This window comes from Nocardioides sp. L-11A, from assembly GCA_029961745.1.
Classification (GTDB): Bacteria; Actinomycetota; Actinomycetes; order Propionibacteriales; family Nocardioidaceae; genus Nocardioides.
On the sequence record CP124680.1, the window covers coordinates 4,343,695 to 4,358,587 of the forward strand.

The following is a 14,893-nucleotide window of genomic DNA, read 5'->3' on the forward strand; positions in this document are numbered from 1 at the left end:
GTGAGCCACAATCTGCGAGATGAGCGCGACGACGGAGCCCCAGCCCCCCGCCCCTGCCCGCGCGTGGCCCCCGGCCACGCCCCCCGAGCCGACCTACGTCGAGGACCGGCTCAACTACTGGGCGGAGGCGACGCCCGACGCCGAGGCGATGACCTACCTCGGCCGCACCTGGACGTGGAAGCAGTGGCACGACCGCGTGCACCGCGCCGCCGGCGGACTGCGCGACCTCGGCATCGCCCGCGGCGACGTGGTGTCCTTCCTCGACAAGAACCACCCGGCCTGCGTCGAGATCAGCCTGGCCGCCGGCTCGATCGGCGCGGCCAACGCGATCATCAACTGGCGCTCGGCCGGCGACGAGATCGACTACGCCGTCAACGACTCCGGCGCCAAGGTGCTCTTCGTCGGACGCGAGCTGATGCCCACGATCGAGGCGATCCGCGACCGGCTGCCGAACGTGCGGACGATCATCGAGGTCACCCCCGAGGGCGGAGAGGACGACGCGTACGAGCGGTTCCTCGCCGCGGCCACGCCCTGCGACGACGGGCCCGACGTCCTCGAGGACGACGTGTGCCTGGTGATGTACTCCTCGGGCACCACCGGGCGGCCCAAGGGCGTCATGCTCACCCACCGCAACATGGTCCGGCACACCATCAACGCCCACGACGGCTGGGGCTTCGAGCCCGGCGACAAGTCGATGGTGGCGATGCCGCTGTTCCACGTGGGCGGCTCGTCGTACGTGCTCTTCGGCATCCACGACGGCATCCCGAGCGTGATGACCCGCGAGCCCGACGCCGCCTCGCTGGCCGGCGCGATCCTGGCCGGCGCCAACCGCACCTTCCTGGTTCCCGCCGTGCTCGCCCAGGTGCTCCAGGCCGGGCCGGACGCGATCACGCTGTTCGGTGCGCTCAAGACCTACACCTACGGCGCCGCGCCGATGCCGCCGCCGCTGCTGCGGGCCGCGATGGAGGCCTGGCCCGACACCGACTTCATCCAGGTCTACGGCCTCACCGAGGTCGCCGGGGTCGCCACCCACCTGATGCCCGAGGACCACCGCACCGCCGAGGCGGACGGCCATCCCGAGCGGCTGGTCTCGGCCGGCAAGCCGCTCCCGGAGTGCGAGGTCCGCATCGTCGATCCGGCGACGCTGGCCGACGTGGGGGTCGGCGAGCACGGCGAGATCTGGCTCAAGACGCCCCAGCTGATGAAGGGCTTCCTGAACAAGCCGGAGGCGACCGCCGAGGTGATCACCGACGACGGCTGGTTCCGGACCGGCGACATGGGACACGTCGACGAGGACGGCTTCGTGTTCGTCTCCGACCGGCTCAAGGACATGATCATCACCGGCGGCGAGAACGTGTACTCCCCCGAGGTCGAGCGGGTGCTCTCCGAGCACCCGGCGGTCCTCGAGGTGGCCGTGATCGGCGTACCGGACCCGACGTGGGGCGAGGCGGTCAAGGCGGTCGTCGGGTTGCGCGAGGGCTCGGACGCCACCGAGGTCGAGCTGATCGAGTGGACCCGCGAGCGGCTCGCGCACTTCAAAGCGCCCAAGTCGGTGGACATCATCGCCGCGCTGCCGCGCAATCCCACCGGCAAGATCCTCAAGCGGGAGCTGCGCAAGCCGTACTGGGAGGAGCAGGCCCGACAGGTGTAGTCCGGCTCGGCCTCAGCAGGAGGAGTGGCGGCGGGCTGGCTCGCGGCCGCTCGGAAGTAACACGCCGTCCACCGGTCTGGTCGGCGGATCTCCGCAGAATCGAGCCGCTTTTCGTGCCGTTCCTGCTGACAACCGACAGGTAGTCGGGTGGACGGCGTGTTACACGACGCCGCTCACCGGCTCACGGCGACCACTGCGGCAGGACCGGCCCCCGCCGTACGACGCTCCGCGGTTTGGGATGGCGCGGCCGGAACTGAGCGAGATCCGAGATGTCCGTGCCGAAGCGTGCGCAGGTGTCGAGGAACTCGCGGCGGCAGCGTTCGAGCGCCCGGGCACGCTGTCCGCCGAAGAAGTCGTCCCAGGTGAGCCGCGACACCCCGGTCTTGAATCCGGTGACGAAGTCCTGGCGCAGCTTCTCCTCCCACAACGTGTCCTCCGGCGTCGTGACCGAGAACCCACCCGCGGCGGCGGGCCGCAGCTTCCACCTCCCGTCGATCTCGAAGAAGTGGCGGCCCAGCCGAAGGTCGCACCAGACCGTCCGACCGTCGGCGGTCAGCCCGAACTGCGGCTGCGGGACGCCGTAGCCGAGCTCGGTGACGAAGTCGCGGCCCAGCGACTCCGCGATCGAATCCGTCAGCGGTGACGCCGACACGACGACGTCCCGGACCACGGTCACGTGGGGCCAATGGGTCATCGCAGCGGCCGCCCTCTCCAGGTCGGCACGACTCGAGCCCGAGCGCAACACCGAGTCGGCTGCCACCAGGCCCTGGAGGTAGCCGTGTTCACGTGCGATGTCGAGACAGGTCCGTGGACCGTCGAGAGCCGGCACGCCATCGACCTCGATGACCTGTTCCCTCCGGTACGGCGCCAGGTGGTGCTTCACACCGTGCCGCAGGTGCGAGCCGACGATGCCGGGTCGACCGACGTGCGTGGAGGGCAACCGCTCACGAAGGACCTCGAGCTGCTGGAGATGAGCCGACGAGTGATGGGACAGCGAATGGGGTGCTGCGATGCGCAGGCTGGCGGCGCGGTCCGCGAGCACCCGTCGCTGCAGAGACGACGTCAGCACAGCGACGTACGACGCCTCCGCGTAGACGCCCCGGCGGACAGCGACCCAGACGCCCGAACGCACCAGCGTGTCGATCTGGTGCCCGGCCATCCCTCCCTCGACCATCGCCTGCCTCCTCGTGACGAGACCCCACTGCGCGCTCATCAGCGCCTTGACCCGAGCATTCATGCTCCGAGGATCGGCACCAGCGGCGACGGAGCCCCGCCGACCGCGCGCCTTCTGTGGAGAGGATCCTCCTCCCCACCGCCTGTGGACGGGCACCGGCCTGCCGCGTGCCGGGTGGGACAGGCGATGTAACACGCCGTCCACCCGTCTGACCGGCAGTTCTCAGCACGAATCGGCCATCTCGGCGCGGAATTCTGCCAAAAGGAGTCAGGTAGTCGGGTGGACGGCGTGTTACTGCCCCCGACCGACCTGCGAGCGCCGCAGCGGCCGACGGCTCAGAGGAAGTCCTCACGCGGTCCTCAGCCGGATCACAGGGACGACTCGCACAGTGGAGCCATGACCCAGTCCCTGCCCCCGATCCCCCCGGCCCAGCCGGCGCCCCCCCCTTCCCCCGGCCTTCCCGCCGCCCTCCTCGCCCGAGTGGTCGCCGCCTCCCCGGCGACCGCGGCGGGCCGGGTTCGCGGTCGCGGTCCTGACCGGTGCGCTGGTGGTCGGTGGCGGGGCCGGGATCGGCGGGGCGGCGCTGTACGACGCTGCGTCCGGCGACGGGGGCGGCAGCACCAGCCGGACCTCGTCACTGCCGGTGGTCGACAACGGCAACCGGCCCGCGGCGTCGGGCAGCGTGGAATCGGTCGCGGCCGCGGTGCTGCCGTCCGTGGTGGCGCTCGAGGTCCGCGGACCGGGCGGCGCCGGGAGCGGCTCGGGCGTCGTGCTCGACAGCGACGGCCTGATCCTCACCAACGACCACGTGGTCACCCTGGGCGGCGAGATCCCGGCCGACCAGGCCGAGGTGACGGTGTCCTTCAACGACGGCCGCAAGGTACGGGGCACCGTGGTCGGCACCGACCCGCTCACCGACACCGCGCTGGTGAAGGTCGAGGAGGTCGACGGCCTGAAGCCGATCACCATCGGCAAGTCGAGCAACCTCGACGTGGGCGAGCAGGTCGTCGCGATCGGCTCGCCGTTCGGCCTCGACGCCACCGTCACCAGCGGCATCGTCAGCGCCCTCGACCGACCGGTCGAGGTCGCCCGCGACGCCCAGGGCAATGCGACGGCCTACCCCGCGATCCAGACCGACGCCGCGATCAACCCCGGCAACAGCGGCGGTCCGCTGGTCAACATGGACGGTCAGCTGGTCGGCATCAACGCCTCCATCCGCTCGACGTCCTCGGGTCAGGGCGCCGAGTCGGGCTCGATCGGGCTCGGCTTCGCGATCCCGATCGACGAGGTGATGCCGATCATCGACCAGCTCCGGGCCGGTGAGACCCCGACCCACGCCCGGCTGGGCATCCAGGTCGCGGACGCGGCAGGTACGGCGGGCTCCAGCGACACCACGCTCAGCGGCGCCCGGATCGCCGAGATCGAGAAGGGCTCCGCCGCCGCCGACGCCGGCCTGGCGCAGGACGACGTGATCACGGCGATCGACGGCCGCCAGATCGAGAACACCGAGGCGCTGATCGCGACGGTCCGCTCCTACCGGCCCGGCGACACGGTCAAGGTGACCTACCAGCGCGGCGGCAAGGAGAGCACGGCCGAGCTCCAGCTGGGCTCCGACGCCTGACCGCGCGCCCCTCCCCCCGACGCGAGGGGGCAGACCTCCCGGATGGGTCTGCCCCCTCGACCAGGCCGGGATCCAGGCTGAGGCCCGGAGCGGTCAGGAGCCGCCGCCCCCGGCCTTGCGTCGGTGCATCTTCGGCGCGCCGCCCACCACCTCGGACCCGTGCGCCTTCTCCTTGGTGGGTCCGTCCTCGTGGACGCCGTGCTCCTTGTTGTTCTTGCGGTCGAGGGCCTCGCGCATCTTCGCCTTGAGATCGTCGTTCGCGCCGGTGGCAGCCATGGTGGTCCTTCCGCAGCATTGGGGGTGACTCCCCCACCGTTGCATCCGGGAGCGCCGGAACCAAGCGATTTGCCGCGCTGTAACACGCCGTCCGCCGCACTGGTCGCCGGTTGTCAGCGCCGAACGGCCCGGAACCGGCCTCGAAAGCGCCGACAACCGCCGGGTAGACGGGCGGACAACGTGTTACATCTCCCGCCGATCAGCGTCTGCGGGCGACCCGCCCCTCGTCCCACACCGGCCCGTCGGACTCGTAGACCCGGCCGTCCGCGCCGAACACGCAGAACCGGTCGAACCCCCGGGCGAACCAGCGGTCGTGGGTGACCGCGACGACCGTCCCCTCGAAGGCCTCGAGTCCCTCCTCCAGGGCCTCGGCCGACTGGACGTCGAGATTGTCGGTCGGCTCGTCGAGCAGCAGCAGGGTCGCACCGGACAGCTCGAGCAGCAGGATCTGGAAGCGGGCCTGCTGGCCGCCCGAGAGCGAGTCGAACGACTGCTCCGCACTTCCGGCCAGCTCGTAGCGGTCGAGCACCCGGCTCGCCGCCTCGCGGCCCATGCCCTGACGGCCGGACGGCGTGCCGTCGCCGCGGTGCAGGATCTCCAGCAGGGTTCGTCCGGCCAGCTCGGGATGCTCATGGGTCTGCACGAACCAGCCGGGCCGCACCCGCGCGCCGAGGCGGGCCCGCCCCTGGTGTCGAACCGGCGCGATCGCGACGTCGCCGACCGGGCGGTGCTCGACGTCGGGGTCGCTGCCGCCGGCGGCGAGCAGACGCAGGAAGTGGGACTTTCCCGAGCCGTTGGAGCCCAGCACGGCGAGCCGATCGCCGTACCAGACCTCGAGGTCGAACGGCTCCATCAGCCCGGTCAGCTCTAGCGACTCGCAGACCACGGCCCGCTTGCCGGTGCGCGAACCCGACAGGCGCATGGTGACCTGCTGCTCGCGCGGCTGCTCGGTCGGTGGGCCGGCCTCCTCGAACTTCCGCAGCCGGGTCTGCGCGGCGCGGTACTGCGAGGACATGCCGTCGTTGTACTCCGCCTTGACCTTCAGCCGCAGGACCAGCGCCTTGAGCTTCGCGTGCTCCTCGTCCCAGCGTCGGCGCAGCTCGGCGAAGCGGGCGAAGCGGTCCTTGCGCGCCTCGTGGTACGACGCGAAGCCGCCCGGGTGCGTCCAGGTGCTGTTGCCCCCGCCGCCCGCGCCGAGCTCGACGGTCACGACATGGGTCGCGGCGTTGGCGAGCAGCTCCCGGTCGTGGCTGATGAACAGGATCGTCTTGTCCGAGGCGGCGATCCGCTGCTCCAGCCAGATCTTGCCGGGGACGTCGAGGAAGTTGTCGGGCTCGTCGAGCAGCAGGACCTCCTCGGGACCGGCGAGGAGGTACTCCAGCACCAGGCGCTTCTGCTCGCCGCCCGACAGCGTCCGCAGCTCCCGGTACTTCGCCCGGTCGTAGGGGACCCCCAGCGCCTTGACGGTGCACACGTCCCAGACCACCTCGACGTCGTAGCCGCCGGCGTCGGCGTACTCGGCCAGGGCGTGGGCATAGGCCAGCTGGGTCGGCTCGTCGTCGGCGTCCATCAGCGCCAGCTCGCACCGGTCGACCTCGGCCGCGGCCGACCGCATCCGCTCCGGCGCCAGGCCGAGCAGCAGGTCCGCGATCGTCGGCTCGTCACCGAGGCCCCGGTCGACCATCTGCCGCATCACGCCGAGCCCGCCGGACCGGGTGACGACACCGGCGTGCGGGACCAGGTCGCCGGTGATGATCCGGAACAGCGTGGTCTTCCCGGCGCCGTTGGCACCCACCAGCGCGACCTTGGCGCCCTCACCGACCCGGAACGACACGTCGTCGAGCAGCACCCTCCCGTCGGGCAGCTCGTAGCGGACTCCGGCGATCTCCACATGACCCACGAGGGTCGATTCTCCGCGTTCCGTGCGAGCGCGGCGACCTATTTCCCCGTCCGCGGGCCTCCGCGGGACGACGGCCCTCGCCAGCGCACCGATCTCCACGATCACCAGCGCGGCACCCCGCCGGGCCACGCCTGCGAGGATCGCGCCATGGAGTGGATCGACCTGCTGGAGGACACGACCGGACGCTTCGCGGAGGTGCTGTCCACCGGCGACCTGGCCGCCCCGGTGCCGACCTGCCCGGGCTGGACCCTCGCCGACCTGGGCGAGCACACCCGCTGGGTGCACGCCTGGGCCGCGCACGCGGTCACCGACGGCAACCCGGACGGCGACACCCCGGCGGCCGGCAGCGGGCGGGAGCCGCTGGTCGCCGGCTACCGCGCCGCGGCGGCCCACCTCGTCGACGTCCTGCGCCGCACCTCCCCCGACGCCCCCGCGTGGGCCTTCGGCCCCGAGTCCAGGGCCGGCTTCTGGCGGCGGCGACAGGTCCACGAGGTCACCGTGCACCTGTACGACGCCCTGGCCGCCGTGGGCCGCACCGACGCCTGGCGGCTGTCCCCCGAGCTCGGCTGGGACGGCGTCGACGAGGTCGTGACGCTGTTCTACCCGCGCCAGGTCCGGCTGGGCCGCACCGCGCCACTGTCGGCGCCGGTCCGGCTCACGGCCACCGACCTCGACCGCTCGCTGGTGCTCGAGCCCGACGCGGCCGGCGAGCCGGTCGCGCTGACCGCGCCCGCGGCCGAGCTGCTGCTCATGCTGTGGGGCCGGCGACCGGCGAGCGCGCCGGCGGCGCAGGTCCTCGCGCGGGCGAGGGTCACGTCCTGACCCACGCTCGCAGGGCGGTGCCCGGTCAGACCACGACGAAGCGGGCGTCGACCTCGGCGGTGACCTCGATGTCCTCGGGAGAGAGCTCCAGCTCGACGCTGCCGCCAGCGTCCTTGGCCGCCATCCTCAGATAGGAACCGCCACCGCCTCCACCCATCGGGGAGATGCCCGGGCCCAGCATGCCGGCATCGGCCACGGCGACCGGCCGGACCGGGCCGAGGCCGAGCGCGTCCGCGTACTCCTGCGCCCGGCGGACGGCGTCCTGCACCGCCCGGGTGCGGACGGTCCGCTCGAGCTCGAGGCGATGCGCCTCGGTGAGCGACCAGACCACGCCGTCGAGTCGGAACCCCTCCGCGGCGTCGACGAGCCGGCCCACCCAGGTGGTGAGCCGCGCGAAGTCGCGGAACTTGACCTGCACCCCGACGCTGGCGTGGTGCACGAGCGGCAGCTGCCTGCCGTCCTGGTTCCACGGACGCTCGGCCCAGGTGCGGACGTGCTGGGTGGCCCACCAGGTGACCGGCCCGTTCGCCGGATCGTGGAGCTCCTGGACCGACGCCTGCACGGCCTGGAGATCGCCGGCGACGCGGTCGTAGACCGGCTGCAGCGCCGGGCCCTGGAAGGCCAGGGTGACCTGCGCCGTGCCGCGCTCGGGCGGCTGGAAGGCGGAGTGCGACCCGCGCACGGTGAACTCGGTGGGCATGGCGCCACTCTAGGCACGCGCCGGTCGGGCACGGTGGGGTCAGGCACGACGGGTCTCGAGGACCCGGAACCCCTTCGCGCTGGCGATCCGCTCGGTCGGGAAGCCCTGCTCTCCGAGCCAGCGCTGCAGCGAGTCGGCGCCGAGGTTCTTGCCGACCACCAGGACCGCCCGGCCGTCGGTGGCGAGCCGCGGCAGCCAGGTCAGCAGCAGGTCGTGCAGCGCCGCCTTGCCGATCCTGATCGGCGGGTTGGACCAGATCTCGTCGTACGTCGCGCCGGGGTCGACGTCGTCCGGGACCAGGGCCGCGAAGCGGTCGGTCACGCCGAGCGCCGCGGCGTTCTCGTTGGCCAGCAGGACCGCGCGCCGATTGACGTCGACGGCGGTGACGGTGGCTCCCGGGGCGGCGAGCGCACAGGCCAGCCCGATCACGCCGTACCCGCAGCCGAGATCGAGGATCCGCCCGCCCGTGGGCGGCTCGGTCTCCCGGAAGAGGACGGAGGTCCCGATGTCGAGCCGGCCCTGCGCGAACACGCCGGACCCGCTGACCAGCCGCAGCCGCTGCCCCCAGACCTCGGCCTCGACCGGCGCGCGCTGGAAGGCCACCGCCGGGTCGGCGGAGAAGTAGTGCTCCTCGCTCATCCCTCGACCCCGTCCGTCTCCGCGTGGGTACGCCGGGCAGCGGTCTGCTCGACCCGTGCCGCGAGCCCGGCGGCGTCGGGGTAGGCGACCTCCTCGAGGGTCAGTCCGTGCGCCGGGACGACCACCACGCCCTGGTCGCGGCGGCGCCCGGTGAGGATCTCGACCGCCCAGGCCGGGTCCTTGCGGCCCTCACCGATCGCGATCATGCAGCCCACGAGCGCCCGCACCATCGAGTGGCAGAACGCGTCGGCCTTGACGTGCCCGACGACCAGCCCCTCGCCGGTGCGGGTCCAGCCGAACTCCAGCAGGGTGCGGATCGTCGTTGCGCCCTCCCGGTGCTTGCAGAAGGCGGCGAAGTCGTGGAGGCCCACCAGCGACCCGGCCGCCTTGTCCATCGCGGCGACGTCGAGCGCGCGCGGCCAGAACAGCACGTGGTTGCGGGTCAGCGGGTCGGCGCGGGCCGGGTCGTCGACGATCCGGTAGGCGTAGCGCCGCCACAGCGCCGCGAACCGGGCATCGAAGCCGGGCGCCGCGGCACTGATCCGGTGCACGCGCACCGTCTTGTCGAGCACTCCGTTGACCCGGCGGGCCAGCACGTCGAGCTGGGTGAGCTGGCGCGCGGCCGTCTCCGAGCCCTCCTCCGGGTCCGCGGGCACATCGACATGGACGACCTGCCCCCGCGCGTGCACGCCCGAGTCGGTACGGCCCGCGCAGGTCACCCGCAGCGAGCCCTCCGGCAGTCGCAGCACCGTGGTGAGCGCGGCGGTCACCTCCGCCTGGACCGTGCGCAGGCCCGGCTGGCTCGCCCAGCCCCGGAAGTCGCCGCCGTCGTAGGCGAGGTCGATCCGCAGGCGCACCGGGCCAGCCTAGGGGAACCTTTGGCGTGGGGCTGATGCGGTGGGCGCCGTGGGTCGGGCGTGGCTGCGGGTTCATCACGGTATGTAGGCGAATGGCCGCTTCCGTAGCGGAGTTCCACTACAGAAGCGCCGATTCGCCTACATACCGTGGTGAATCGGCGGCCCAGCGCGACCCTCAGCCCCGGCCGGGCAGTACGTCGAGCTCGGCGCGGGTGGGCGGGTCCGCGCCGACCCGGCCGACGGTGACGGCGGCGGCGCGCCCGGCGTACCCGAGCGCGGCGCTCCAGGCGTCGGGGCCGAGGGCGGCGAGGCGGTCGCGGGCGCCGGGGCCGAGGAGCGGCCACAGGTGGTCGAGGAGGGCGGCGGCGAAGGTGTCGCCGGCGCCGATGGTGTCGACGACCTCGACCGGCTCGGCGTGCACGCCGCCGGTCGACCAGTCGGCGCCCGCGCAGGCGTGCCACGAGGCGCCCTCGCCGCCGTGGGTCACCACGACCGCCACCGGACCGTCCGGCAGGGCCAGTAGCGCCGAGGCCGACTCGCCCGCCGAGCGGTCCGGCCACAGCGCGAGCAGGTCCTCGTCGGACGCCTTCACGACCGTCGCCGCCGCGGCGGTCCGCAGCACCCGCTCGACCACCTCGCGCCGGGCCCCGGTGATGGCCGGACGCAGGTTGACGTCGTAGGAGATGCAGGCAGTGGGCGCGATCCGCTCCACCAGGGCGAGGACGTCGCCGGCGCCGGGGTCGAGCAGCGGCGCCAGGGACGTCACGTGCACGACGTGGGCGGGCGCGGCGGGCAGCGCGGGCAGCCGCCACCCGATCTCGAAGGAGTACGTCGCCGCGCCACTCGGGTCGATCACCGCGTCCGCGCGGGGCGTGGCGGCCAGCACGTGGGGGTCACCGGCGAGGTCGACCCCGGCCGCCCGCAGGTGGCCGGCGATCCGCGCACCGGCGGCGTCGTCGGCGTACGCGGTGGCGAGCCGGACCGGCCTCCCCAGCCGGGCCAGGGCGACCGCGACGTTGACGGCCGAGCCGCCGGGACGTTCGTCCGGCGGGGCCCCTTCCGCGTGGACCACGTCGAGCACGGCCTCACCGATCACCAGCGCCGTCGCCGTCATGTCGACACCCTGCCATAGGCTCGCGGCCGTGGCCCTCGAGACATCGCTGGAGAAGCCGGCTCCGGTCCGCGCGATCGCGAACGCGCTCGCCGGCTGGATCGACCGGCTCGGCGCGGTGTGGGTCGAGGGCCAGGTGACCCAGGTCAACCGCCGCCCCGGCCTGGCGACCGTGTTCTTGACCCTGCGCGACTCGGTGGCCGACATCTCCGTCCCGGTCACCTGCTCCCGCGTCCTCTTCGACGGCCTGCCGACGCCGGTCACCGAGGGCGCGAGCGTGGTCATCCACGCGCGACCGTCCTACTACGCCAACCGCGGCAGCCTCTCGCTCAACGCCCGCGAGATCCGGATGGTCGGGCTCGGTGAGCTGCTCGCCCGCCTCGAGCGCCGCCGCCAACTGCTGGCCGCCGAGGGGCTGTTCGCCCAGGAGCGCAAGCGCCGGCTGCCCGCCGTCCCGCGCCGGGTCGGGCTGGTGACCGCCCCCAAGTCCGCGGCCGAGCGCGACATCGTCGAGAACGCCACCCGCCGCTGGCCGGCCGTCGCGTTCACCACCGCCTACGCGTCGATGCAGGGCCAGCGCTCGGCGCCCGAGGTGATCGAGGCGGTGCGCCGGCTCGACGGGGACCCCGAGGTCGACGTCATCGTCGTGGCCCGCGGCGGCGGCTCGGTCGAGGACCTGCTGCCGTTCTCCGACGAGGGCCTGATCCGGGTGGTCGCCGCCGCCCGCACCCCGGTCGTCTCCGCGATCGGCCACGAGCCGGACTCCCCGCTGCTCGACCTGGTCGCCGACGTCCGCGCCTCCACCCCGACCGACGCGGCCAAGCTGATCGTGCCCGACATGGCACAGGAGCGGATGATGGTCGACCGCGCCCGCGACGCCCTGCGCCGCGCCGTCCGGCACCGCCTCGACCGCGAGCAGGCCCAGCTCGACGCCCTGCGCTCACGCCCCGCCCTCGCCCACCCCGGCGCCATGATCGACACCCGTCTCGACGAGCTTGACGACTGGCGCTCCCGGATCCGCCGCCAGCTCGAGTGGCAGCTCGACCGTGCCGCCGACGATCTCGACCACCGCCGCGCCCGGGTCCGCGCCCTCTCGCCGCTGGCCACCCTGCGCCGCGGCTACGCCGTCCTCCAGGACGCCGAGGGCCACGTCGTCACCTCCGTCCACGCCGTCGCCGCCGATGCCCCGCTCTCCGTGCGCGTCGCCGACGGCCGCATCCACGTCACCGCCGCCACGACCGAGCCGATCGCCGCTTCGACCGAGGAGACCCATGACTGACGAGACGACCTCGGAGTCCCCCGAGCTGTCCTACGAGGACGCCCGCGCCGAGCTGGTCGAGGTGGTCCGTCAGCTCGAGGCCGGCGGCACCACGCTGGAGGAGTCGCTGACGCTCTGGGAGCGCGGCGAGGCGCTCGCCACCACCTGCCAGGGCTGGCTCGACGGCGCCCGGGCCCGGCTCGAGGCCGTGCTGGACGAGGGCGACGACGACTGAACTTCCCATGCCATCCCGCATTGGGATCCATATTGGTATGCTGGTGCCGTGAGCACCCAGATCGCCATCCGGCTACCGGACGACATGGTGGCCTTCCTCGATCGCCGGGTCGCCGAGGGCAGGGCCACCAGCCGGGCCGCGATCGTGAGCGCGGCGATCGAACGGGAGATGCGTCGTCACGCCGCAGAGCAGGACGCGCAGATCCTCCGCGCACGAGGCGCCGGCGACGAGCTCGATGACCTGGTCGCCTGGAGTGCCCGCACCGTGACGCTCGAGGACTGATCCGGGGTGCGGGAGATCTGCCTCGCTCGTCTCGACAAGACGCGGCCCGTGGTGGTGCTGACGCGCGAAGCCGCGCGGGCGGCGATGACCAAGGTGAGCGTCGCGCCGATCACCTCGACCGCCAAGGGCCTGTCCAGCGAGGTCCCCGTCGGTCCGGCCAACGGCCTGGACCAAGAATGCGTCATCTCCTTGGACAACATCGTCACCATCCCCAGCGATCTCCTCGGCCGCACCGTCGGATTCCTGCGCGACGACCAGGAGCCCGAGCTCGCCCGAGCACTGGTCCTCACCTTCGACCTGGACCTGCCGCTGTTGGGGTGAGGCGTCCGCGCCGCGGCGAACCTCAGCCGCGCGCCACCTCGTCGTCGAAGAGCCGCATGATGCGCCGCCGACGTCGAACGACCAGCACCGCGGCGACCAGAAGCACCACGACGCAGATCGCGGAGCCCACTGCTCCGGCCGCCGATCCGTCGACGAGCAGGGCGACATTGACATAGCCGATCGCGACGAGCACCGGCAGCACCAGCAGCCACCCCGCGCTGCCGACGCCCCGCCGGACCGCGTCGCGCGCCACGCTCTCGGCGGGCTCGTCGTCGAGATAGCGCACGTCGCCGGCGCCGACGCGCCTCTGCCACCAGGCGAAACGGCCGGCGACCCGGCTCCTCTCCAGCCGGGTGAGCGCGGCCATCACCTCAGGTAGGACGACGGCGGGATCGCCTCCTCGGACCGTCTCCGCAGGTGTCGGCATGCCCTCGGCGAGCGCGGCATCCTCTCCCGGCGAGGCACCTGACCCACTCGGGTCAGATCCCGGTCTGAAGAACCATCGGTCCAGCGAGTCCGGGTAGCGCGCCACGTAGTATCCGCTGACCTGTCGGGCGCGGAGCATCCACAGGACCGCCACGACCACCGCCGCGATGACGGTCCCGAGGCCGACGTCGATCTCGTACTTGGCGGCCGGCTTCCACCACACGCCGACCAGTGCCACGAGGATCATGAGGCTCACCAGCGCCCCGAATGCTCCCAGTCCGAGGAAGACCAAGCCGTAGATCACCGCCTGACGAGCGACCGATGCGGGTGCCTCGTCGTCCGGATAGTTCCGCTTGCCCCGGCCGACCTGGTTGAGCCGCATCGTGTAGCAGCGGGCGGCGTCGTGCTTCTCCCACGGAAACAGCCGGTCGAACAGCTGGACGTCGAAGGTGCGGGGATCTCCTCTGCTGACTTCTGTCCGCATCGCCGGATGCTATCCCCGGCCGGGGCGGCTCAGCCGACGGGCGCGGTGACGAGCGCGTCGACCAGCGCCCGCAGGTCCTTCGCCGGGGCGGAGCCGAAGACCAGGACGGTCTCGTCGCCGACCTCCGCGACGTACGCCGTGTCACCGCCGGAGTCGGAGTAGCCCTCCCAGTCCCGCGCAACGGGCGCGGGCACCTCGGACGGGACGGCGTAGTCGTCGGCCGGCTCGACGTCCTCGTCGACCCACTGGGACAGCAGCGCGGTGGCCGAGGCGTCCTCCTGGCGCACGGCGGCGAACTTCCCGTCGTCGGTCAGCAGCCGGATCATGAACACCGGGTCGTCACCGGGCGTGACGTCGACGCCGGTGGCGATCCAGCCCTTCGGGAGGCTGGTCGGGTAGATCGGGGTCAGGCCGGCCTGCTGGGCCGACCGGACCGTCTCGACGTAGTCGATCGCCTCGGGCTCGATCTCGAAGTCGGATCGGAAGGCGCCCATGAAGTAGAGCATCCCGACGATGGCGGCGACGGTGACGACGAGCGAGGTCACCAGCCCCACCACCGACCGCTGGTAGCGGCCCGGGCTGCCCGACGGCTGTGCCTGCTGCGTGCTCATGTCGCCCCCAGTGTCCCAGTCGGGGAGGATCGGACGGGTCGCACCCCCCGGAATGGCGCATCTGCGTCGATTATTTGATCACCGAGACGCAAATGCGTCAGAGTGGGCGCCATGACCGCCTATCGCGTCGCCGAGGCCGCCGAGCTGCTCGGCGTGTCGACCGACACCGTGCGCCGGTGGATCGAGGCCGGCCGGGTCCCCAGCAGCACCGTCGACGGCCGGACCGTGATCCCTGGGCCCGACCTCGCCGCGCTCGCCGCCACGCTCGTCGACGAGGCCGACCGCGAGCGGACCCGAGCCGGCGACGTCAGCGCCCGCAACCGGATGACCGGGATCGTCACCCGGGTCCTCGCCGACAGGGTGATGGCCCAGGTCGAGATGGTCTGCGGTCCGTACCGCGTGGTCTCCCTGATGAGTGCCGAGGCGGCGGCGGAGCTGGGCCTGGAGCCCGGCGTCCGCGCGATCGCTTCGGTCAAGTCCACCACGGTCGTCGTCGAGCGACCCGTCACGAGGAAGTCCTGAGGC

At 72.8% G+C, this 14,893-nt stretch carries 17 protein-coding genes; 8 read left to right on the forward strand and 9 right to left on the reverse strand.

Annotated elements, in window-relative coordinates; all coding sequences use genetic code 11:
• Positions 1-19 precede the first annotated feature (19 nt).
• Entirely contained in the window at positions 20-1,651 is a 1,632-nt protein-coding gene (locus tag QJ852_20870) for a long-chain-fatty-acid--CoA ligase (GenBank protein WGX95594.1), read from the forward strand.
• A 181-nt stretch (positions 1,652-1,832) separates the two neighbouring features.
• Here the strand turns inward: QJ852_20870 and QJ852_20875 are convergent, their stop codons facing one another.
• Positions 1,833-2,888: a type IV toxin-antitoxin system AbiEi family antitoxin domain-containing protein gene (locus QJ852_20875; protein ID WGX95595.1), complete on the reverse strand. Its 1,056-nt coding sequence runs from the start codon at positions 2,886-2,888 to the stop codon at positions 1,833-1,835.
• Positions 2,889-3,372: 484 nt separating this feature from the next.
• On the opposite strand from QJ852_20875, the gene QJ852_20880 reads away from it, so the two are divergent.
• Positions 3,373-4,446 (forward strand): trypsin-like peptidase domain-containing protein, encoded by a 1,074-nt coding sequence (locus QJ852_20880; GenBank protein ID WGX95596.1) that lies wholly within the window; start codon positions 3,373-3,375, stop codon positions 4,444-4,446.
• Between the two features lie 93 nt (positions 4,447-4,539).
• Here QJ852_20880 and QJ852_20885 read toward each other — a convergent pair whose 3' ends face one another.
• Together QJ852_20885 and QJ852_20890 are read right to left on the reverse strand one after the other, a co-directional pair.
• Complete coding sequence (locus tag QJ852_20885) at positions 4,540-4,722, reverse strand: DUF5302 domain-containing protein (GenBank protein ID WGX95597.1); 183 nt, start codon at positions 4,720-4,722, stop codon at positions 4,540-4,542.
• 199 nt (positions 4,723-4,921) lie between these two features.
• Entirely contained in the window at positions 4,922-6,622 is a 1,701-nt protein-coding gene (locus QJ852_20890; protein WGX95598.1) for an ATP-binding cassette domain-containing protein, read from the reverse strand.
• A gap of 147 nt (positions 6,623-6,769) precedes the next feature.
• On the opposite strand from QJ852_20890, the gene QJ852_20895 reads away from it, so the two are divergent.
• Positions 6,770-7,444: a maleylpyruvate isomerase family mycothiol-dependent enzyme gene (locus QJ852_20895; GenBank protein WGX95599.1), complete on the forward strand. Its 675-nt coding sequence runs from the start codon at positions 6,770-6,772 to the stop codon at positions 7,442-7,444.
• A 25-nt stretch (positions 7,445-7,469) separates the two neighbouring features.
• Here the strand turns inward: QJ852_20895 and QJ852_20900 are convergent, their stop codons facing one another.
• The 4 genes from QJ852_20900 to QJ852_20915 all read right to left on the reverse strand — a co-directional run bounded on the left by QJ852_20900 (position 7,470) and on the right by QJ852_20915 (position 10,754).
• Positions 7,470-8,144, reverse strand: a complete 675-nt coding sequence (locus QJ852_20900) for an SIMPL domain-containing protein (protein ID WGX95600.1) — start codon at positions 8,142-8,144, stop codon at positions 7,470-7,472.
• A 39-nt stretch (positions 8,145-8,183) separates the two neighbouring features.
• Entirely contained in the window at positions 8,184-8,783 is a 600-nt protein-coding gene (locus QJ852_20905; protein WGX95601.1) for a methyltransferase, read from the reverse strand.
• Entirely contained in the window at positions 8,780-9,640 is an 861-nt protein-coding gene (truA, locus tag QJ852_20910; GenBank protein ID WGX95602.1) for a tRNA pseudouridine(38-40) synthase TruA, read from the reverse strand. Before truA ends, QJ852_20905 begins: the two co-directional genes overlap by 4 nt.
• 175 nt (positions 9,641-9,815) lie before the next feature.
• Positions 9,816-10,754 (reverse strand): PfkB family carbohydrate kinase, encoded by a 939-nt coding sequence (locus QJ852_20915; protein WGX95603.1) that lies wholly within the window; start codon positions 10,752-10,754, stop codon positions 9,816-9,818.
• A gap of 28 nt (positions 10,755-10,782) precedes the next feature.
• Between QJ852_20915 and xseA the strand changes: the two genes are divergently transcribed.
• Genes xseA through QJ852_20935 form a run of 4 tightly spaced genes read left to right on the forward strand, consistent with a single transcriptional unit; the run spans position 10,783 to position 12,847 of the window.
• Positions 10,783-12,030: an exodeoxyribonuclease VII large subunit gene (gene xseA / locus QJ852_20920; protein ID WGX95604.1), complete on the forward strand. Its 1,248-nt coding sequence runs from the start codon at positions 10,783-10,785 to the stop codon at positions 12,028-12,030.
• Positions 12,023-12,244: an exodeoxyribonuclease VII small subunit gene (locus tag QJ852_20925; GenBank protein WGX95605.1), complete on the forward strand. Its 222-nt coding sequence runs from the start codon at positions 12,023-12,025 to the stop codon at positions 12,242-12,244. Before xseA ends, QJ852_20925 begins: the two co-directional genes overlap by 8 nt.
• Positions 12,245-12,292: 48 nt before the next feature.
• Positions 12,293-12,526 (forward strand): ribbon-helix-helix domain-containing protein, encoded by a 234-nt coding sequence (locus QJ852_20930; GenBank protein ID WGX95606.1) that lies wholly within the window; start codon positions 12,293-12,295, stop codon positions 12,524-12,526.
• Between the two features lie 6 nt (positions 12,527-12,532).
• Entirely contained in the window at positions 12,533-12,847 is a 315-nt protein-coding gene (locus QJ852_20935; protein WGX95607.1) for a type II toxin-antitoxin system PemK/MazF family toxin, read from the forward strand.
• 22 nt (positions 12,848-12,869) lie between these two features.
• On the opposite strand, the gene QJ852_20940 is transcribed toward QJ852_20935, so the two are convergent.
• Together QJ852_20940 and QJ852_20945 are read right to left on the reverse strand one after the other, a co-directional pair.
• The gene (locus QJ852_20940) at positions 12,870-13,757 is read right to left on the reverse strand and encodes a hypothetical protein (GenBank protein ID WGX95608.1); all 888 of its coding nucleotides are present in this window, start codon (positions 13,755-13,757) and stop codon (positions 12,870-12,872) included.
• 29 nt (positions 13,758-13,786) lie between these two features.
• Complete coding sequence (locus QJ852_20945) at positions 13,787-14,368, reverse strand: DUF4245 family protein (protein ID WGX95609.1); 582 nt, start codon at positions 14,366-14,368, stop codon at positions 13,787-13,789.
• A gap of 111 nt (positions 14,369-14,479) precedes the next feature.
• Between QJ852_20945 and QJ852_20950 the strand changes: the two genes are divergently transcribed.
• Positions 14,480-14,890, forward strand: a complete 411-nt coding sequence (locus QJ852_20950) for a helix-turn-helix domain-containing protein (protein WGX95610.1) — start codon at positions 14,480-14,482, stop codon at positions 14,888-14,890.
• The last annotated feature ends 3 nt before the right edge of the window (positions 14,891-14,893 follow it).